The sequence below is a fragment of the Nocardia arthritidis genome (assembly GCF_011801145.1).
GTDB classification, from domain to species: domain Bacteria; phylum Actinomycetota; class Actinomycetes; order Mycobacteriales; family Mycobacteriaceae; genus Nocardia; species Nocardia arthritidis_A.
The window spans coordinates 8,955,833-8,979,121 of the sequence record NZ_CP046172.1 but is presented as its reverse complement, the minus strand read 5'-3'; the positions used below and the strand labels follow the sequence as shown (position 1 = coordinate 8,979,121).

Here is a 23,289-nt window from a genome sequence, read left to right as displayed (position 1 = left end):
GGTATCGATGTCGACGCCGCATTCGCCGGCGGCCCGGCGCTCGGCCAGGCCATCAAGGCGGTCAAGGAACAGCTGCTTTCGGTGCCGGACAAGGGCATCGGCTACGGCCTGCTGGGCTACCTGAACCCGGAGACGGCGGCGCAGCTGCCCGCCGAGCTGCCGGGCCAGGTGAGCTTCAACTATCTGGGCCGGGTATCCGACGGCGATGTGCCGGAGGCGCTGCGCGGCTTCGGCTGGATCCCGGCGGCCGAATTGGCCTCGCTCGGTGGCGCTTACGACGCGGATATGCCCGCGATGGCGCCGCTGGACATCAACGCGATCGTGGTCGGCGACAAGCTCACCGCGAATATCGGCTATCCGGCAACGCTGTTGACCGCCCCCGAGGTGCGCGAATTCGCCGAGCTGTGGACCACCGCGCTGGAAGCGGTTGCCCGGCACGCGAATTCGACCGGTGCGGGCGGACACACCCCGTCCGATTTCGGGCTGGTGCGCACCACTCAGCGCGATATCGACGCCTGGGAGCGGCGTTTCCCGGCGCTGGCCGATATCTGGCCGCTCTCGGCGCTGCAGGCGGGTCTGCTTTTCCACGCCCGCCTGGCCGCGAGCTCGGTGGACGTGTACACCGCGCAGGCGGTGGTGACCCTCACCGGGCACGTGGACGCGACCCGATTGCATTCGGCCGCACAGGCTCTGGTCGATCGCTACGAGAACCTGCGCACCGCCTTCGTCACCGACGCCAACGGCAATCCGGTGCAGGTGGTGCTCAACAACGTCCGGGTCGGCTGGGCCGAATACGACCGCACCGAATCCGGTAACGCCGATGACCTGATCGCCGCCGACCGGATGACGCGCTTCGATCTGACCGCGCCGCCGCTGATCCGGTTCACGCTGATCCAGGTGGCGGCCGATCGCTGGCAGTTCGTGGTGGCCAACCACCACATCCTGCTGGACGGCTGGTCCATGCCGCTGCTGATGCGCGATCTGCTCGTGCTGTACGCGGCGCACGCGGATGCCTCGGTGCTGCCCGCCGCCCGCTCCTACCGGCACTTCCTGGAATGGACGGCGCGGCAGGATCTCGCGGCCTCGCTGGCTGCGTGGACCCGTGCGCTGCAAGGTATTTCCGAGCCGACGCTGCTGGCCAGGCCGGACGCCGGACGCGAAATCACCGCGCTGTCCGGGGAATACCTGTTCGACCTCGACGAGGCCGCCACCGCACGCCTGACCGCGCTGGCCGCATCGCTCGGCGTCACCCCGAACACCGTGCTGCAGACCGCGTGGGGCATCCTGATCGGCCGGATGACCGGCCGCGACGACGTGCTGTTCGGCACCACGGTCTCCGGCCGCCCGGCGCAGCTGGCCGGCGTGGAGAACATGGTGGGTCTGTTCATCAACACCGTGCCGGTGCGGGTGCGCTTCGACCCGTCGGAATCGGCGCGCCAGTTGCTGATTCGCACCCAGGGCGAGCAGGCCGATCTGCTCGACCACCACTACGTCGGCCTGGTGGATATCCAGTCGGCGGCCGGTATCGGCGGATTGTTCGACACCCTGGTGGTTTTCGAGTCCTACCCGGTGGACGCGGAGGGTCTGCGCGCGCAGGCCGCCGATATCGACGGTATGTCGGTGGTGGACTTGGCCGCGGCCGATGCCACGCACTACCCGCTGACCCTTATCGCACAGCTGGATTCGCGGCTGCGGATCCGCGCCGGCTACCTGCGCGACCTGTTCGACGAGGCGACCGTGCGCCGCATCGCCGACCGCCTGATCCGGGTGCTCACCGCCATCACCACCGAACCCGAGCTCGCCGTCGGCGATATCGAGCTGGTGGATGCCGCCGAGCGCGAGCTGGTGGTCTCCGGCTGGAACGACACCGCGCACGAGATCGATTCGGCCGCAACGCTTGTCTCGCTGTTCGAGGAACAGCTGGCCAGGACGCCGGAGGCGACGGCGCTCACGTTCGAGGGGACAAATCTGTCCTACGACGAGTTCGCGTCACGCGTCTACCGCTTGGCGCGCTGGCTCATCGAACGCGGTGTCGGGCCGGAATCGTATGTGGCCCTCGGCATGCGGCGCTCGATCGATCTGGTCGTCGGCATGTACGCGGTGACCGTCGCGGGCGGCGCGTACGTGCCGCTGGATCCGGACCACCCGGCCGAGCGCACGGAATACATTCTGGCGACGGCCGATCCGGTCTGCGTACTGACCTCCGGAGTCGATCTGGAGATCGACACCGCCCAGGTGCGCATCGATCTGCTCGACCTGTTCGGCCTGTCCGACGAACCGGTCACCGACGCGGAACGCCGTGCGCCGCTGCGCCCGTCGAATACCGCGTACGTGATCTTCACCTCGGGTTCGACCGGCCGCCCGAAGGGTGTCGCGGTCAGCCATGCCGCGATCGTCAACCGCCTCGTCTGGATGCAGTCGGCCTACCAGCTGAACGCGGGCGACGCGGTACTGCAGAAGACCCCGGCCACCTTCGACGTTTCGGTGTGGGAGTTCTTCTGGCCCTTGCAGATCGGCGCGCGGCTGGTGGTCGCCAAGCCGGACGGCCACCGGGATCCGGCGTATCTGGCCGAGATCATCCGCACCGAGCGGATCAGCGTCACCCACTTCGTGCCGTCGATGCTCGCGGTGTTCGTCGCCGATGCGGCCGCGGCCCAATGCGATTCGCTGCGGCTGGTGTTCGCCTCCGGTGAGGCGCTGCCGTCCAAGCCCGCGCAGCGCCTGCGCGAGCTGACCGGTGCGGCACTGCACAACCTCTACGGCCCGACCGAGGCCGCCGTCGACGTCACCTTCCACGAGGTGACCGCGGCGGACGTGGATTCGGTGCCGATCGGTGCGCCGGTGTTCAACACCCAGGTGTACGTGCTGGATTCGCGGCTGCGGCCGGTTCCGGTCGGTGTCGCGGGTGAGCTGTATCTGGCGGGTGCCCAGCTGGCGCGCGGCTATGTCGCGCGGCCGGATCTGACCAGCGATCGGTTCGTCGCGAACCCGTTCGGTGTCGCGGGCAGCCGGATGTACCGCACGGGTGACCTGGTCACCTGGACCGCCGATGGTGAGCTGGAGTACTTGGGCCGCACCGACTTCCAGGTGAAGTTGCGCGGTCTGCGGATCGAGCTCGGCGAGATCGAGCAGGCGCTCACCGCGCTGGACGAGATCGCCCAGTCGGTGGTCGTGGTGCGCTCGGATGCGCATACCGGCGATCAGCTGGTGGCGTATGTCATCGCGGCACAGGGCGTTCCGCTCGACACCGAGCTGGTGCGCGAGGATCTGGGCAGGCAGCTGCCCGCCTACATGGTGCCGTCGGTGCTCATCGCGCTCGACGAATTCCCGCTCAACGCATCGGGCAAGCTGGATCGGAAGGCATTGCCCGCACCGGTGTTCGAGGCCGCGGTGTTCCGCGCGCCGACAACGCCGGTGGAGGAGATCGTCGCGACCACCTTCGCCGAGGTGCTCGGCCTGGAACGGGTCGGCCTGGACGACGACTTCTTCGCGCTCGGCGGTAATTCGTTGAGCGCCACCCAGGTCGCGGCCCGGCTTTCGGCCGCGCTCGACACCGACCTGGGTGTGCGCGAGCTGTTCGAGGCCTCCACCGTCGTCGCGCTCGCGGCCCGTGCGGAATCCCGGGTCGGCGCGGGCAAGCGCGCGCCGCTGGTGCCGCAGCAGCGGCCGGAGCTGGTGCCGCTCTCGCTGGCGCAGCAGCGCATGTGGTTCCTCAACCGCTTCGATCCCGAATCGGCCGTGGACAATATCCCTGCCGCGGTGCGCATGTCGGGTCTGCTGGACCGGCAGGCGCTGCAGATCGCGGTGGCCGACGTCCTGGCCAGGCACGAATCGCTGCGCACCTACTACCCCGAGGTAGACGGCACGGCTCATCAGGTGATCGTGCCGACCGGCAAGGTGATTCCGGATCTGACGCCGATCGATGTCAGTGAAACCGAACTGCCGCAGCGGCTTTCGGAACTGGTGCTGACCGGCTTCGACGTCACCGTCGACGTGCCGTTCCGGGCGCGGCTGTTCGAGATCAGCCCGACCGAACACGTGCTCGCCCTGGTGGTGCACCACATCTCGGCCGACGGCTTCTCCATGCTCCCGATGACCCGGGACGTGATGACCGCGTACGGCGCTCGCGTCGACGGCGGCGAACCGGCTTGGCGGCCACTGGAAGTCCAGTACGCCGACTACGCGCTGTGGCAGCGCACCGTGCTCGGTGCCGAGACCGATCCGGATTCGGTTATCTCCGAACAGATCTCGTACTGGTCACAGGCGCTGCGCGGGCTGCCGGAACAACTGGATCTGCCCGCGGACCGGCCGCGTCTCGCGGTGGCCTCCGGCCGCGGCGCGACCTACACCTTCGAGATCGACGCCGAAACACACACCAGGCTGGCCGAACTCGCCCGCACCCGCGGCGCGACGCTGTTCATGGTCGCGCACACCGCGCTGGCCGTGCTGCTCGCGCGCCTGTCGGGCGAGGACGACATCGCCGTCGGCACCCCGGTGGCGGGCCGCGGTGAGCGCGCGCTCGACGACCTGATCGGTATGTTCGTCAACACCCTGGTGCTGCGGACCCCGGTCGATGGCGGCGCGACGTTCACCGACCTGCTGCGCGCGGTGCGCGCCACGGATATCGCCGCCTTCGGTCACGCCGACCTGCCGTTCGAGCGGCTGGTGGAGATCCTGAACCCGCCGCGTTCGCAGGCGCGGCATCCGCTGTTCCAGGTGATGCTGTCGTTCCAGAACCTCGGCCAGAACGTGCTGGAACTGCCCGGGTTGACGGTCAGCGGTGTCGAACTGCCGATCGATGTCGCCAAATTCGACCTGCATCTGGCGCTGTCCGAGCGCACCGCGGCGAGCGCGACCAACGGCACGGCGGCGACGCCGTCCGGCATCATCGCCGAATTGATCTACGCCACCGATCTTTTCGATCCGCGGACGATGGCCGAATTCGGCGATCGGTTCAACCGGGTGTTGCGGGCCGTCGCGGCGGAACCGGATCGTCCGGTCGGCGATATCGCGCTGCTGGACGAGTCGGAAACCGAACTGGCGCTGCGTGGTTGGAACGACACCGCGCACGAGTTGGGTGCCGCGCGGACGCTGGTCGACGTATTCGCGAAGCAGGCCGCGGCGACCCCGGATTCGGTCGCGATCGTCGACCCGAGCACCGGGACATCCCTCACCTACGCCGAATTCGCGGCGCGGGTGCATCGCACGGCCCGTCGCCTGATCGACGCCGGTGTCGGACCGGAAAGCCTTGTCGCCCTCGGCATTCGCCGTTCGGTCGACCTTGTCGTCGCGGCATACGCGGTGCAGGCCGCGGGCGGCGGCTACGTGCCGCTGGATCTGGATCAACCCGCCGAGCGCATCGAGTACGTGCTGGAATCCGCCGCGCCGGTCTGCGTGCTCACCACCGCGCGCGACGCGTTCGACGCCGGTGCGCGGGAGACGCTGACGCTCGACGAACTCGAGCTGGACGAGTACTCGGACGCGCCGGTCAGCGATGCCGAACGGATCGCGCCCCTGCGGCCCGAACATCCGGCATATGTGATCTTCACGTCCGGCTCGACCGGCCGTCCGAAGGGCGTCGCGGTGCCGCACGCCGCCGTCGTGAACCAAATCCGCTGGATCACCGGCGAATACGGCATCGGCGCCGACGACATCGTGCTCTTCAAGACGCCCGCCACCTTCGACGTCTCGGTGTGGGAGCTGTTCGGTCCGCTCAGCACGGGCGGCCGGATGGTGATCGCGAGCCCCGACGGGCACCGCGACCCGCAATACCTGGCCGAGGTGATCGCCGCCGAGCGCATCACCATGACCTCGTTCGTGCCGTCGATGCTGACCGTCTTCGCGACCAATGCCGAGGCGACCGGTATCGGCCGCGAGGCGCTGGCCTCGCTGCGGCTGCTGTTCGTCGCCGGTGAGGCGTTCACCGCCGACGCGGTGCACGCGATCCGCCGGGTGAGCGATGCCGAGCTGTACAACCTCTACGGTCCAACGGAATTCACCGTGCACGCCACGCACGGCCCGGTGGCCGCCGAGGTCGCGGGCGCGGTCCCGATCGGTCTGCCGGTGTGGAATGCCCAGGCCTACGTGCTGGATTCGCGCCTGCACCCGGTCGCCGCGGGTATGGCGGGCGAGTTGTACCTGGCCGGAGCGCAATTGGCGCGCGGCTACTTCGGCCGCGCCGACCTGACCGCGGATCGCTTCGTGGCCAACCCGTTCGGTGCGCCGGGTGCGCGCATGTACCGCACCGGCGACCTGGTCACCCGCGGCGCCGACGGCGCGATCGTCTACCTGGGCCGCACCGACTTCCAGGTGAAGCTGCGCGGCCTGCGCATCGAGCTCGGGGAGATCGAAACCGCGCTCACCGCACAGGCTTCGGTGGCCCAGTCGGTGGCCATGGTGCGTTCGGACGCGCGCACGGGCGACCAGTTGGTCGCCTACGTCGTGCCCTCGGGCGCCGAGCTGGACGCCGACGAGCTGCGCGGCGCCCTTGCCGCGCGACTGCCCTCGTACATGGTGCCCGCGGCGATCGTTGTGCTCGACGCGATGCCGTTGAGTCCCAACGGCAAACTGGATCGGCGCGCACTGCCCGAACCCGTCTTCGAGGCGCGGGAGTTCCGTGCGCCCGCGACGCCGATCGAGGAGATCGTCGCCGACACCTTCGCCGAGGTGCTCGGGCTCGTTGCGGCCGAGGGCGATCGCCCGGTCGGCCTGGACGACGACTTCTTCGAACTCGGTGGCAACTCGCTGATCGCCACCCAGGTGGTGGCCCGCCTCGGCGCGGCGCTCGACACCCGGGTGCCGGTGCGTCTGCTGTTCGAGGCGCCGAATGTGGCGGCGCTCGCCGCCCGCCTCGAGGCGCAGGCGGGCACCGGACGCCGCCGCGAGCTGGTGGCCGGTCCGCGTCCGGCGCAGATTCCGCTTTCCCTTGCCCAGCAGCGCATGTGGTTCCTGAACCGGTTCGACAGCGCGACCGCGGTCAACAACATCCCGCTCGCGGTGCGGCTGACCGGTGCGCTCGACACCGACGCGCTGCGCCGCGCGGTCGCCGATGTGATCGACCGGCACGAGGTGCTGCGCACCATCTACCCGGAGACCGCCGACGGCCACGGTGTGCAGGTGGTGCTGCCCGCGGGGCAGGAGACCATCGATCTTTCGCCGATCACGGTGTCGGAGACCGAGATTCGCGATCAGATCAGCGAGCTGGTGCTCACCGGTTTCGATGTCACCGCCGAGGTTCCGGTGCGGGCCAAGCTGTTCCGCGTCGCGGGTTCGATGGACGGCTCGCAGCCGGAGACGCATGTGCTGGTCTTCGTCGTGCACCACATCTCCGGTGACGGCTGGTCGATCCGGCCGCTCGCCCGCGATGTGATGGTGGCCTACCTGGCCCGTTCGAGCGGCGAAGCGCCCGGCTGGGCGCCGCTGCCGGTGCAGTACGCGGATTACGCGCTGTGGCAGCGGGAAACGCTCGGCTCGGAGGAGGATCCGGAGTCGCTGATCGCCCAGCAGGTGGCCTTCTGGTCGCGGAACCTGGCCGGGCTGCCGGATCAGCTGGATCTGCCCGCGGACCGTTCGCGCCCGGCCATCGCGTCGAATCGCGGTGACGTGTACGAGTTCTCGCTCGACGCGCAGCTGCAGCGCGGGTTGAACGCGCTGGCCCGCGAGCACGGCGCGAGCCTGTTCATGGTGGTGCACGCGGCCTTCGCCGCACTGCTCGCCCGCCTGTCCAACAGCGACGACATCGCCATCGGCACCGCGGTCGCGGGTCGTGGCGAGGCGGCGCTCGACGATGCCATCGGCATGTTCGTGAACACGCTGGTGCTGCGCAGCCAGGTCGACCCGGCCGAGACCTTCGCCGAATTGGTCGCGCGGACAAGGGAAACCGACCTTGCCGCGTTCGGCCATGCGGATCTGCCGTTCGAGCGGCTGGTGGAGATCCTGAACCCGGCGCGCTCGCAGGCTCGGCATCCGCTGTTCCAGGTGATGCTGTCGTTCCAGAACCAGGGCGAGGCCTCGTTCGAGCTGCCCGGCCTCGAGGTGGCCGGGGTGCCGCTCGACGTGGTAACCGCCAAGTTCGACCTGCAGCTGAACCTGACCGACCGCCTCGACGCCGCGGGCGCACCGGACGGCATGACCGCCGAATTCGCCTACGCCACCGATATGTTCGACGCGGGCACGATCGAAACGCTGGCCCGCCGCCTGGTGCGGTTGCTGACCGCGGTGGCGGCCGAGCCGACGGTGGTCGTCGGCGAGATCGACCTGCTCGATACCGCCGAGCGCACGCGGGTGGTCGAGCTGTGGAATGCCACCGCGCACGGAATCGATTCGGCCGCAACGCTGGTGTCGATGTTCGAGGCGCAGGTGGCGCGTACTCCTGACGCGACGGCTGTCACGTTCGAGGGGACAATTCTGTCCTATGCCGAGTTCGCGAGCCGGGTGTACCGACTCGCGCGCTGGCTGCGGCAGGCCGGTGTTGGCGCGGAATCGTATGTGGCGCTTGGTATGCGGCGTTCGATCGACCTCGTGGTCGGCATGTACGCGGTTTCGGTGGCCGGTGGCGCCTACGTGCCGCTGGATCCCGACTTCCCCGCCGAGCGCATCGATTACATCCTGGAGACCGCGCAACCGGTCTGCGTGCTGACCTCCGGCGCCGATCTGGCGACGACGCACGCGCGCCAGGTCCGCATCGACGAGCTGGATCTGACCGAGCTTTCGGATGAGCCGCTCACCGATCATCCGGCGCTGCCCGGCAATACCGCGTACGTGATCTTCACGTCGGGTTCGACCGGACGCCCGAAGGGTGTCGCGGTGAGCCACGGCGCGATCGTCAACCGGTTGGTCTGGATGCAGGCCGAGTACGGCCTGCGCCCGGATGACGTCGTGCTGCAGAAGACCCCGGCCACCTTCGATGTTTCGGTGTGGGAGTTCTTCTGGCCCTTGCAGATCGGTGCGCGGCTGGTGGTCGCCAGGCCGGATGGTCATCGTGATCCGGCCTACCTGGCTCAGCTCATCACCGAAGAGGGCGTCACGACGGCGCATTTCGTGCCGTCGCTGATGTCGGTGTTCGTCGCCGACGAGCGCGCCGCCGAATGCACCAGCCTGCGTATGGTCTTCGCATCCGGTGAGGCGCTGCCCGCGCCGACCGCGCAGCGCCTGCGCGAGCTGACCGGTGCGGCGTTGCACAACCTCTACGGCCCGACCGAGGCCGCCGTCGACGTCACCTATCACGAGGTGACCGATGCCGATCTCACCTCGGTGCCGATCGGTGCGCCGGTGTTCAACACCCAGGTGTACGTGCTGGATTCGCGGCTGCGGCCGGTCCCGGTCGGCGTGCCGGGTGAGCTCTATCTCGCGGGTGCGCAGCTGGCGATCGGCTACGTCGCACGTCCGGATCTGACCGCGGATCGCTTCGTGGCCAACCCGTTCGGTGCCGCCACGCGGATGTACCGCACGGGTGACTTGGTTACCTGGACTGCGGATGGTGAGCTGGAGTACTTGGGCCGCACCGACTTCCAGGTGAAGTTGCGCGGTCTGCGGATCGAGCTCGGCGAGATCGAGCAGGCGCTCACCGCGCAGCCCGCGATCGCGCAGGCGGTCGTTGTGGTGCGCACCGATGAGCGCACCGGCGACCAACTGGTGGGTTACCTTGTCGCACAACCGGATCGCGTCATCGACGTGGACGAGGTGCGCGCGGCGCTGGCCAAGCAGCTCACCGCGTACATGGTGCCGTCGGCGTTCGTCCTGCTCGACGAATTCCCGCTCAACGCATCCGGCAAGCTGGATCGCCGGGCGCTGCCCGCACCGGTGTTCGAGGCCAAGGTGTTCCGTGCGCCGTCGACCCCGATCGAGGAGATCGTGGCCAACACCTTCGCCGACGTGCTCGGTGTCGCGCGGGTCGGCCTCGACGACGATTTCTTCGGCCTCGGCGGCAACTCGCTGCTGGCCACCCAGGTGACCGCGCGGCTCGGCGCGGCACTGGATACCCAGCTCGCGGTGCGCGATCTGTTCGAGGCCTCCGATGTGCACGCGTTCGCGGCGCGGGTGGAGCGGGCCGCGGGCTCGGGTCGCAGCAGGCCCCGGCTCGTCGCGGGGGAGCGGCCGGAGCGCATTCCGCTCTCGCCCGCCCAGCAGCGGTACTGGTTCCTCAACCAATTCGACACGGCCACTTCGGCCGTCGACAACATCCCGCTCGCGGTGCGGCTGTCCGGCGAGCTGGATGTCGCCGCGCTCGAACTGGCGATCGGCGACGTATTCGCCCGGCACGAGGTGCTGCGCACCACCTACCCGCGTTCGGCCGACGGCCCGCACCAGGTGATCCGGCCCGCATCCGCGTCGGCGGTCGCGCTGAGCCCGGTCGAGGTGGCCGAGTCCGAATTGGTGGGCAAGGTCATCGAATTCGCGCTCACCACCTTCGATGTCACCGTCGAGGTGCCGCTGAAGGTCGCGTTGTTCCGGATCGCGCCGCAGGAGCATGTGCTCGCGTTCACGGTGCATCATGTCGCGGCGGACGGCTCGTCGATGGGGCCGCTGGCCCGCGATCTGATGATCGCGTACGTGGCCCGGGTCGGCGGCGATGTGCCGCAGTGGGTTCCGCTGCCGGTGCAGTACGCCGACTACGCGCTGTGGCAGCGCGCGGTGCTCGGCGCCGAGGACGATCCGGAATCGCTTGCCGCGCAGCAGGTCGCGTACTGGACCGCGGCGCTCGCGGAGCTGCCCGATCAGCTGGAGCTGCCCGCCGACCGGCCGCGCCCGCCCGCGCAGTCGTTCCAGGGCAAGGCGATTCGCTTCGAGATCGATCCGGAGCGGCACGCCCGCCTGCACGAGTTGGCGCGCGCCAACAACGCCTCGCTGTTCATGGTCGTGCACGCCGCGCTCGCGGTGCTGCTGGCCCGGCTGTCGGGCACCGACGACATCGCGGTCGGCACCCCGATCGCCGGTCGCGGTGAGCGCGAACTCGACGACCTGATCGGCATGTTCGTCAACACCCTGGTGTTCCGCACCCGGGTGGGTTCGGGCGCGCGGTTCACCGATCTGCTCGCCGATGTCCGGGAGCGCGACCTGGAGGCGTTCGCCAACGCCGACGTGCCGTTCGAGCGGCTGGTCGAGGTGCTCAACCCGGTGCGCTCGACGGCGCGCAATCCGCTGTTCCAGGTGGGCCTTTCGTTCCAGAACCTGGCCGAGACCACCTTCGAGCTGCCGGGTCTTTCGGTGAGCGCGGTCGATTTCGATTCGCAGCTGGCCAAGACCGATCTGCACGTCACGCTCTACGACCGGTACGCCGAGGACGGCACCCCGGCCGAGATCGTCACCGAATTCGGTTACGCCATAGATCTTTTCGATCAGGCGACGGTGCAGGGCTTCGCGGACCGGTTCATCCGGGTGCTCGACGCCGTGATGGCCGATCCCGCGGTCGCGGTCGGCGAGATCGATCTGCTCTCCGCCGACGAGACCGACCGGATCCTCACCGCGTGGAACGACACCGCACACGAAACCGACACCGCCGCAACCCTGGTCTCGCTGCTCGATCGCACGGTGGCGGCCGGCCCGGACGCGGTGGCGCTGGTGGCCGACACCGCCGATGGCCGCGTCGATATTTCGTACGCCGAACTCGACGCACGGGTGAATCGCCTGGCGCGCTACCTGATCGGCCGCGGCGTCGGCCCGGAGGACCGGGTGGCGCTGGCCATCCGCCGCTCCGCCGATCTGGTGACCGCCATGTACGCGGTCGCGAAAACCGGTGCGGCCTATGTGCCGATCGATCCGGATCAGCCCGCCGAGCGCACCGAGTACATCCTCACCACCGCCGCACCCGCGTGCGTGCTGACCACGGTCGGCGATGGATTCCACACGGTGGCAACCGATGTGGTGCCGATCGACGTGCTCGACCTCGGGGCGTACTCCGCTGATCCGGTGCGGGCCGATGAGCGCCGCGGCGCGCTGACCCCGGCGAACACCGCCTACGTCATCTTCACCTCCGGCTCGACCGGCCAGCCCAAGGGCGTCGCGGTGCCGCACGCCGCTATCGTCAACCAGTTGCTTTGGGAGACGGCCGAATTCGAGCTCGGCGCGGATGACGCGATCCTGCTCAAGACCGCGGCCACCTTCGACCTCTCGGTCTGGGAGTTCTGGTCGGCCGCCGTCTCGGGCGGCCGCCTGGTGATCGCGCTGGCCGACGGCCACCGCGACCCGGCCTACCTGAACGAGCTGATGCGCGAGACCGGCGTCACCACCCTGCACGTGGTGCCGTCGATGCTCGACGCGCTGCTCACCGAGTCGGGTAACCGGTTGCCGCACAGCCTGCGTCGTGTGTTGGCCATCGGTGAGGCGCTGCCCGCCGCGACCGCGCAGCGGTTCCGGCAGCACAATGCCGCTACGTTGTTCAACCTGTACGGCCCGACCGAGGCCGCGGTGTCCATCACCAGCCACCGGGTCACCGATGCCGACCGGGCCTCGGTGTCGATCGGTGCGCCGGAGTGGAACAGCCGTGTCTACGTGCTGGATTCGCGTCTGCGGCCGGTGCCGGTCGGTGTTTCGGGTGAGCTGTATCTCGCGGGCGCCCAGCTGGCGCGCGGCTACTTCGGCCGCGCCGAGCTGACCGCCGACCGCTTCGTCGCCGACCCGTTCGGCGCGGCGGGCAGCCGCATGTACCGCACGGGCGACCTGGTGGCCTGGAACGCCGACGGCGAGCTGGAGTACCGGGGCCGCACCGACTTCCAGGTGAAGATCCGCGGTTTCCGCATCGAACTCGGCGAGATCGAGGCGGCGCTGCTGCGCCAGCCCGCGATCGCCGCCGCGGCGGTGCTGGCGCACACCGACCCGAATATCGGTGACCGCCTTGTCGCTTACGTTGTCCCGGCCGAGGGCCCGGTGGACAAGCGCGCGCTACAGTCGGCGTTGTCCGCCGAATTGCCGTCGTACATGGTGCCTTCGGTGCTCATCGAGCTGGATGCCCTGCCGCTCAACGCGAACGGCAAGCTGGATCGGAAGGCGCTGCCGGAGCCCACCTTCGAGAAGGCGGTCTTCCGCGCGCCGGTGACCCCGATCGAGCAGATCGTCGCCAACACCTTCGCCGAGGTGCTGCGCATCGATAACCGCGAGGGCGGCAAGCGAATCGGCCTGGACGACGACTTCTTCGCCTGGGGCGGTAATTCGCTGCTGGCGACGCAGGTCGCCGCCAGGCTCGGCGAGGCGCTGAATACGCGGGTGCCGGTGCGGCTGCTGTTCGAGGCGTCAACTGTTGCCGCGCTTGCGGTTCGGGTGGAGCAGCATGCGGATGCCGGTGGCCGCAAGGCGCTCGTCGCCGGTCCGCGGCCGGAGCACATTCCGTTGTCGCTGGCGCAGCAGCGGATGTGGTTCCTCAACCGGTTCGATACGCAGTCGGCCGCGTACAACGTGCCGATCGCGGTGCGGTTGTCCGGTGCGTTGGATGTCGCGGCGTTGCGTGCGGCGATCGCGGATCTGGTGAGCAGGCATGAAATCCTGCGCACCATCTACCCGCAGACCGAGGCCGGTGCGGTGCAGGTGATCCTGCCGCCCGCCCAGGCGACACCGCGGCTAGACGTTCAGGTTGTCGCGGCGGACGCGGTGGAAACCGCTGTGATCGAACTGATTTCGACGATCTTCGATGTCACCACCGAGGTGCCGGTGAAGGTGGCGCTGTTCCAGATCGCCGATGCGGTCGACGAGTACGTGCTCGCGATGGTGGTGCATCACATTTCCGGTGATGGTTCCTCGGTCGGTCCGCTGACCCGTGACCTGGTGACCGCGTACGCGGCCCGGGCGTTCGGCGAGGCGCCGGGTTGGGCTCCGCTCGCGGTGCAGTACGCGGATTACTCGATCTGGCAGCGGGAACTGCTGGGTAGCGAAGAGGATCCGGAGTCGTTGGCGTCCAAGCAGGTCGCCTACTGGCAGCAAGCATTGGCGGACCTTCCCGACCAGCTCGACCTGCCCTCGGATCGTCCGCGTCCGGCGGTGCAGTCCTTCGCCGGTGGCAAGGTCGAACTCCGGGTTGATGCGGCCACGCATCAGGCGTTGATCGAGTTGGCTCGGGCCGAGGGTGCGACGCTGTTCATGGTGGTGCACACCGCGTTGGCGGTGCTGCTGTCCCGGCTGTCGGGTAGCGATGACATCGCGATCGGTACGCCGATGGCTGGTCGCGGTGAAGCCGTGCTCGACGACCTGATCGGCATGTTCGTCAATACGCTGGTGTTCCGCTCGCGGATCGACGCCGGTGAGCCGTTCACCGAACTGCTTGCCCGGCAACGCGAAACCGATATCCAGGCCTTCGCCAACGCTGATGTGCCGTTCGAGCGCCTGGTCGAGGTGCTCAACCCGGTGCGGTCGACCGCGCGGCATCCGCTGTTCCAGGTCGGTTTGTCGTTCCAGAACCTGGCCCAGTCCAGCCTGGAACTCCCCGGTCTGACCGTGGCCGGTGTGGATATCGATACCCAGCTGTCGCAGTTCGATCTGCACCTGATCGCCACCGACCGCTACAGCGATTCCGGTGAGCCGGAAGGCATTACCGGCTTCTTCACCTACGCGACCGATATGTTCGACCGGGATACGGTGCAGGGCTTCGTCGATCGCTTCGCGCGACTGCTCGGCGAGATCATCGCCGCACCGCGCACCGCGGTCGGCGAGATCGAACTGCTCGACCCCGCCGAACGCGCCGAGCTGGTGGTGCGCCGCAATGCCACCGCATACGAGGTGGATTCGGATGCGACCCTGGTGTCGATCCTCGACGCGACGGTCGCCGCGGATCCGAAGGAAGTCGCGCTGGTCACCGATGACGGCACCACGCTGACTTACGGTGAGCTCGACGCCAGGGTGAATCGTCTTGCCCGGCATCTGATTTCGTTGGGTGTGGGCCCGGAGTCGCGGGTGGCGTTGGCGATTCGCCGTTCGGTGGATTTGGTCGTGGCGATGTATGCGGTGGCCAAGTCCGGTGGTGCGTATGTGCCGGTGGATCCGGACCAGGCGGCCGAGCGCACGGCCTACATCCTGGAGACTGCGGCACCGGTGTGCGTGCTGACCAACGCCGACGCCGGTTTCGCTACCGATGCCGCGCCAGTGGTTCGCATTGATGAACTCGACCTGAACGACCTGTCCGCCACCCCGGTCACGGATGCGGATCGGGTTGCGCCGCTGCGCCCGTCGAACACCGCCTACGTGATCTTCACGTCGGGCTCGACGGGTAGGCCGAAGGGTGTCGCGGTGCCGCATGCCGCGATCGCGAACCAATTGCTGTGGAAGGTCACCGAATTCGGTCTCGACCCGGCGGACGCGGTTCTGCTCAAGACCGCCGCGACCTTCGACCTGTCGGTGTGGGAGTTCTGGTCGGCCGCCGCATGCGGTGGTCGCCTGGTGATCGCCGCCCCGGACGGGCATCGCGATCCCGCCTACCTCAACGAGCTCATGGCGCGGGAATGGGTCACCACCCTGCACGTGGTGCCGTCGATGCTGGACGCACTGCTGGCCGGGGACTTCCCGACCTCGCTGTGGCGGGTCCTGGCCATCGGCGAAGCCTTGCCCGGGACACTGGCGCAGAAGTTCCTGAAGGAACATCCACGCACGGAACTGTTCAACCTCTACGGTCCGACCGAGGCCGCGGTCTCGATCACCAGCCACCGGGTCACCTCGGCCGATCAGACCTCGGTGTCGATCGGTGTGCCGGAGTGGAACAGCCAGGTCTACGTCCTGGACGACCGTCTGCGTCCGGTACCGGCTGGGGTGTCGGGTGAGTTGTACTTGGCGGGTGCGCAGTTGGCGCGCGGCTACTTCGGTCGCGCGGATCTGACCGCGGACCGGTTCGTCGCCAACCCCTTCACCAGCGGCCAGCGGATGTACCGCACCGGTGACCTCGTCGCCTGGAATGCCAACGGTGAGTTGGAATACCGCGGCCGCACCGATTTCCAGGTGAAGATCCGTGGTTTCCGTATCGAACTCGGCGAGATCGAGGCCGCGCTGCTCGCGCTGCCGGAGATCGCGCAGGCCGCGGTGGTGGCGAAGTCGGATCCGAAGACCGGCGACCGCCTCGTCGCCTACCTGGTGGCCTCGGATGCGGAAGTCGATGTCGCGCAGGTGAAGTCGGCGCTGGCGGCCGGTTTGCCGTCGTACATGGTGCCCTCGGCATTCGTGGTACTCGACGCGCTGCCGCTCAACGTCAACGGCAAGCTCGATCGAAAAGCGTTGCCGGAGCCGGAATTCGAGACCACGGTGTTCCGTGCCCCGTCGACTCCGATCGAGGAGATCGTGGCGGGTGTCTACGCCGATGTGCTCGGGTTGGAGCGGGTCGGTGCCGATGACGATTTCTTCGCCCTCGGCGGTAATTCGTTGCTGGCGACGCAGGTCGCGGCCCGTATCGGTGCCGCACTGGATTCGCGGGTGCCGGTCCGCTCACTGTTCGAGGCGTCGACGGTGGCCGGTCTGGCGGTCAAGGTCGAACAGCACGCCGGTGCGGGTGGCCGCAAAGCCCTCGCCGCCGGTCCACGCCCGGAGGAGATCCCGCTGTCGCTGGCCCAGCAGCGGATGTGGTTCCTCAACCAGTTCGACACCGCCTCAGCGGTCAACAACATCCCGGTGGCCGTGCGCTTGTCCGGCGACCTGGACGTCACCGCACTACAACAAGCGGTCACCGATGTCATCGGCCGTCACGAGACCCTGCGCACCATCTACCCCGAACAGGGTGGTACGGCGCATCAGGTCATCCTGCCGGTCGAGCGCGCGGTACCCGATCTGACGCCGGAACCCGTTGCGGCCGAAGCGATTCGGGAGCGGATCATCGAGGTGATCGGCGCCGGATTCGACGTCACCGTCGAGGTTCCGTTGCGGGCCAAGCTGTTCCAGGTGGCGGACGGCGAATACGTGCTGGTCTTCGTCGCCCACCACATCAGCGCGGACGGCTGGTCCATGGGCCCGCTGACCCGCGATGTGATGGTCGCCTACGCGTCCCGCGCGGCCGGGGTGACCCCGGGCTGGTCGCCGCTGGCCGTGCAGTACGCGGACTTCAGCCTCTGGCAGCGCGAAGTTCTCGGCGCGGAAACCGATCCGGACAGCCTGATCTCGCAGCAGGCCGACTACTGGCGCAAGACGCTGGCCGGCCTGCCCGACGAGCTCAACCTGCCCGCGGATCGCCTGCGCCCGACGGTGCAGTCGTTCTCCGGTGGGCGCGTGGTGTTCCCGATCGAGGCGGGTCTGCACCGCAGGCTCACCGAGATCGCCAGGGAACAGCACGCGACGCTGTTCATGGTGGTGCACGCCGCGCTCGCGCTGTTCCTCGCGCGGATGTCGGGCACCGACGACATCGCCATCGGCACCCCGGTGGCCGGTCGCGGTGAGGCCGAACTCGACGACGTGATCGGCATGTTCGTCAACACCCTGGTGCTGCGTTCGCACGTGCGCGGCGAGCTGACCTTCGCCGAACTGCTCGCCCAGACCAAGGATTCGGATCTGCAGGCGTTCGCGCACGCGGATCTGCCGTTCGAGCGACTCGTCGAACTGCTCAACCCGGAGCGTTCGACGGCGCGGCATCCGCTGTTCCAGGTGGCGCTGTCGTTCGAGAACCTGCCGGAGAGCAGCTTCGAACTGCCTGGACTCAGCGTCGCCGCGGTCGATTTCGAGGTGGATACCGCGAAATTCGATCTGTCGCTGACGGTTCGGGAGGCGGGCGCGAACACCGCGGGCGCGGGTATGTTCGCCGAATTCGCCTTCGCCCGTGACCTGTTCGACGATGCCACCGTCAAGGTGTTCGCCGAGCGGTTCACCAGGCTGCTGGAAGCCATTGCCACCCAGGCCGATACGCCGATCGGTGACCTGCCGCTGCTGGACGAGGACGAGCACGAGCTGCTCACCCACGTGTGCGGCGTCGATGTCGACACCCACGATCTGCTGCCCGACCTGTTGGCCCGCGGCGTCCGGTTCGATCCGGACCACACCGCCGTGCGCTACCTGGGCCGCTCGATCAGCTACCGGGAACTCGACGAGTACTCTTCGCGACTCGCGCGGGTGCTCATCGATCGCGGTGTCGGTCCAGAAAAGATTGTGGCGCTGTCGTTCCCGCGGTCCTACGAGATGGTCGCCGCGTTCTGGGCGGTGGCGAAGGCCGGTGGCGCGCATGTGCCGATCGACCCGACCTACCCGGACGATCGCAAGCGGCACATGGTCACCGACTCGGGCGCGGTCATCGGCCTCACCTCCAGCGAGTACCTGGACCAGCTGCCGGCCGACGTCGAATGGATGACCATCGACGATCCGGCGATGGACGTGCTGCTGGCGAGCAAGCCGACCGATCCGGTCACCGACGCCGAACGCCTCGCGCCGCTGCGCTCCTGGCATCCGGTGTACGTGATCTACACCTCGGGTTCGACCGGTATGCCCAAGGGCGTCACCGTGACCCACTCGGGTATGGGCGGATTGGTCGGTGTCGCAACGGATCTCTACCGGCTCGAGCGGCACCACCGGTTCCTGCACATCTGCTCGCCCAGCTTCGACCCGTCGGTGCTGGAGTGGGTGTGCGCGGGCTACACCGGCGCGACGCTCGTCGTGGTGCCATCGGGCATCATCGGCGGTCCGGACCTGGCCGAGCTGCTGCGCACCGAAAAGGTGACGCACACGATCATCACTCCGGCGGTGCTCGGCACCGTTGATCCGGAGGGTGTCGCGCTCGAGGTCGCCTCCGTCGGTGGCGATGTCACCACCCAGGAGCTGCTGGCGAAGTGGGCGCCGGGCCGGCTGTACTTCAACGCGTACGGTCCGACCGAGGCGACCATCATCACCTCGTACGCGCACCTGACCCCGGGACGGCACATCACCATCGGCAAGCCGGTGCGCGGCGTCTCGGCGCTGGTGCTCGACGGACGGCTCAACCCGGTGCCGCCCGGCGTCGCCGGCGAGCTGTACCTGGCCGGTGACGCGCTGGCCCGCGGCTACCACAACCGCCCCGACCTCACCGCGGATCGGTTCGTGGCCAACCCCTTCGGCGCGCCGGGCGACCGGATGTACCGCACCGGTGACGTGGTGCGCTGGTTCGCCGAACCGGGCGAGCGGGCGGGCAATGCCGCGCTGCCGGAGGTGCCGTGGGAGCTCGACTACGTCGGCCGCTCCGACTTCCAGGTGAAGATCCGCGGTTTCCGCATCGAACTCGGCGAGATCGATTCGGTGCTGGCCCGGCACGAGGATGTCGAGTTCGCCATCACCATCGGCCGCAAAACCGATGCGGGCGCGACGATCCTGGTGTCGTATGTGCTCGGCGCGCCCGGAAAGGCCGTCGATCCGGCACAACTCACCGAGTACGCCGCGCGCAGCCTTGCCCCGCACATGGTTCCGGCCGCGATCGTCGTGCTCGACGAGATCCCGCTGACCCCGGTCGGCAAGCTGGATCGCAAGGCGCTGCCCGAACCGGTGCTGGCGCCGCGCGAATTCCGGGCCCCGGCAACCGAAATCGAGGCGACCATCGCCGAGGTGTTCGCCGAGGTGCTCGGTGTCACCCAGATCGGTTTGGACGATTCGTTCTTCGCGCTCGGCGGTGATTCGATCCTGTCCATTCAGCTGGTGTCGCGGGCCAAGGCGCGCGGTGTCGTATTCACCCCGCGTGACGTTTTCGAGCGGCGCAGTGTCGCCGCGCTGGCCGAAATCGCCACGCTCGGTGGCGAAGTCGAGCAGGTGCGGCTGGAGGAGCTGGAGGGCGGCGGTGTCGGCGAGATTCCGCTGACGCCGATCATGACCCAGATCCTGGCGAGCGGTTCGACCTATCAGCGGTTCTCGCAGTCGATGTCGCTGCGGTTGCCCGACGGCATCGACCGGGAGACCCTGGTCGGCACCATCGCCGCGGTGTTCGAGCACCACGATGTGCTGCGGTCGCGGCTGCGGCGCAATGCCGACGCCGAAAACGCCAAGGACGCTTGGACGTTCGAGGCGCTGCCGCAGGGCGCGGTGGATGTCGACGCGCTCGTGCATCGCGTCGAACTGCCCGCCGACCTCGACGACGCCGAGCTGTCCAGGCTGGCCAGCATCGAATTCGACGCCGCGATGGGTCGCCTCGATCCGGCGAATGCCGTGATGGCGCAGTTCATCTGGTTCGCCTTCAACGGTGACCGGCGCGATGTGCTGCTGATCGTCGCGCACCACTTCGTGGTCGACGGCGTCTCCTGGCGCATCGTGATCCCGGACCTCGCGGTCGCCTGGTCGCAGCTGGCCGCCGGTCAGCAGGTCGCGCTGCCGGAGAACGGGACGTCGATGCGGCGCTGGGCGCACGCGCTCACCGAGGAGGCCGTCTCGGCCGAACGGGTCGCGGAACTGCCGTTCTGGCAGAAGATCTCGCAGGCCGACGATCCGCACCTCGGTGCGCGTCCGTTCGACCCGGCGGTGGACACCTTCGCCACCGTCGAGCGGGTCGAGGTTCTGCTGCCCGCCGCGGTCACCGACGCGGTGCTCACCGCGATCCCGGGTCTGTACCGGGGTGGTGTGAACGACGGTCTGCTCTCCGCGCTGGCCATGGCGGTCGCGCGTTGGCGCGACGGCGATTCAGCCCTGATCAAACTCGAAGGCCACGGTCGCGAAGAGGATGTCGTTGCGGGCGCGGATCTTTCGCGCACGGTCGGCTGGTTCACCACCGCGTATCCGGTGCTGCTCGAACTGGCCGGCGCCGATCTCGACGAGGCGTTCGACGGCGGAAACGCCATGGGCGACATCGTGAAATCGGTCAAGGAACAGCTGCTCGCGGTGCCGGACAAGGGCATCGGCTACGGCCTGCTGCGGTACCTGAACCCGAGCACCGCGCAGCGCCTGCGCACGGTGGGCCAGATCAGCTTCAACTACCTCGGCCGGGCATCGGCGGGGGAGATTCCGCAGCAGCTGGCCGAAATCGGTTGGGTGCCGGTGGCGGACCTGGGTCGCCTCGACGGCGATATGGATCTGGATATGCCCGCCAACGCGACCGTCGATATCAACGCGATCGTCACCGACGGTGCGGACGGCCCGCAGCTGGGCGCGTCCTTCGCCTACCCGAGCGGACTGCTCGATCGGGAGCGGGTGCAGGAATTCGCCGATCTCTGGGTTGCCGCGCTCACCGCGCTCGCCACCCACGCGCAGCGGCCGGACGCGGGCGGCCTGACGCCGTCGGATCTGCCGCTGGTGCGGGTCGGCCAGCCGGATATCGAACTGTGGGAACGGAATTACCCGGCCATCACCGAGGTCTGGCCGCTCTCGCCGCTGCAGTCCGGTCTGCTGTTCCACGCGCTGCTCACCCAGGCGACCGTCGACGTCTACACCATGCAGGCGGTGGTCGACCTGAGCGGTGTCGTCGATATCGAGCGGCTGCGGACGGCCGCGCAGGCCATCGTCGATCGCTACCCGAACCTGCGCACCGCCTTCGTCACCGACGCGGACGGTCAGGCCGTGCAGGTGGTGCTCGACCGGATCGAAGCGCCTTGGCGCGAGGTGGATCTCACCGAGCTGCCGCGGGACGCGCGGATGCCCGAACTGCAGCGGCTGGTAAAGGCCGACCAGGCAACGCATTTCGATATGGCGCAGCCGCCGCTGTTGCGGTTCACGCTGTTCCGCACCGATGAAACGCAGTGGCACCTGGTCATCACCACCCACCACATCCTGCTGGACGGCTGGTCGATGCCGCTGCTGATGCGGGATCTGTTGGTGCTGTACGCGGTTCACGGCGATCTGGCGGCGCTGCCGCGGGTGACCCCGTACCGCAACTTCCTCGGCTGGCTGGCCGGGCGTGACCGCGAGGCATCGCTGCGTGCCTGGGCGACCGCGCTGGAAGGTGTGCAGGAGCCGACTCAGCTTGCGCCGCAGCCGCGTTCGGCCGAGACGTACGAGATCGGCAAGCTGGTCACCGAAATCGACGCCGACCGCACGCGCCAGCTCACCAAGCACGCCGCCGAACTCGGTGTCACGGTGAATACGCTGGTGCAGGCGGCGTGGGGCATCCTGCTCGGCCGGTTGACCGGCCGCGGCGATGTGGTGTTCGGCGCGACGGTCTCCGGCCGTCCCGCCGAGCTGCCCGGCGTCGAAGCGATGGTCGGCCTGTTCATCAACACGCTGCCCGTGCGGGTGCGCATCGATGACCGGGCGAGCATCGGCCAGCTGCTGCAGCGCCTGCAGGGCGAGCAGGCCGACCTGCTCGACCACCACTTCGTCGGCCTCACCGATATCCAGCGGGCGGCGGGCGCGGGTTCGCTGTTCGACACGCTGGTGGTGTTCGAGTCGTATCCGATGGACAAGGAGGCGATTTCGGCCGCCAGCTCGATCGACGGCGTCTCGGTTACCGGTGTCGGCGTCAACGACGCCACCCACTACCCGCTGACGCTGCTGGTGATGGCCGAGGCGAGCATCGAGCTCACCTTCAAGTACCTGGGCAGCCGGTTCACCGCCGACGAGGTGGCGACCCTGTCCGCGCGGTTCCTGCGGGTGCTCGACGCGCTGCTCGGCGATCCCGACGCTCCGGTCGGCGATATCGACATACTCGACAGCGGTGAGCGGGCCAAGCTGCTGGCCGAATCCGGTGTGACGGCAGCGGTTTCCACGCCAGAACCGACCGGATGGGTTGGTGCGCGCACGGTCGCCAAGGTGCTCGCCGAGGTGGTCGAGGCGGATCCGCAGGCGCCCGCGCTGTTGGACGGCGACACCGAAATCGCCTACCACGAACTGGATCGGCGTTCCTCGCAGCTCGCGCGGGTGCTCATCGATCGCGGTGCGGGACCGGGCGATATCGTCGCGATCGCGCTGCCGCATTCGGTCGATTCGGTTGTCGCGGCCTGGGCGGTGCAGAAGGCGGGCGCGGCCTGCCTGTTCGCCGGTGATTCCGGATCGGCGGATATCGCCGCGGCCGGGGCGAGCTTCGGCATCGGCGCCGAGGAGGCCGAGGGCCCGGTGCGCTGGCTGGTGCCGTCCGATCCGCAGGTTCGGGCCGAATTGGCCGCCGCGCCAACGCATCCGGTGTCCTACGCCGACCGGGTTCGCCCGCTCGGCGAGGATCACCCGGCGTTCGTGGTGGACGGAACTCCATTTACTCAATCCGAGGCTTTGGACCAAGCGGTCCGGCTGCGCGACGAATACGCGATCGACTACGAGTCGACCACGTACACCCTGGCCGTCACCGGCCGCACGGCGGTGCTGGAATTCCTGGCCGCCGCGACGGCGGGCGCGCTCTCGGTGATTCCGTCGGGCGGCGAACCCGCCGACGACCTGGCCGAGGGCGAGGTCGGCCACTGGTTCGTCACACCGGGCGAACCGGCCGACGCGGCCACCGACGAAGTCCGAATTGTCGTCGCGGAGTAG

1 protein-coding gene (running past one end of the window) is annotated in these 23,289 nt (G+C 68.7%); it reads left to right on the top strand.

All coding sequences use genetic code 11. From position 1 onward, the window contains the following. Positions 1 to 23,289 carry the 3' portion of a non-ribosomal peptide synthase/polyketide synthase gene (locus F5544_RS40715; protein ID WP_167478068.1) on the top strand. The gene continues 20,301 nt to the left of window position 1, outside the view, so 23,289 of the gene's 43,590 nt are visible here — the last part of the coding sequence; its start codon lies off the left edge, out of view; it ends in the stop codon at positions 23,287 to 23,289.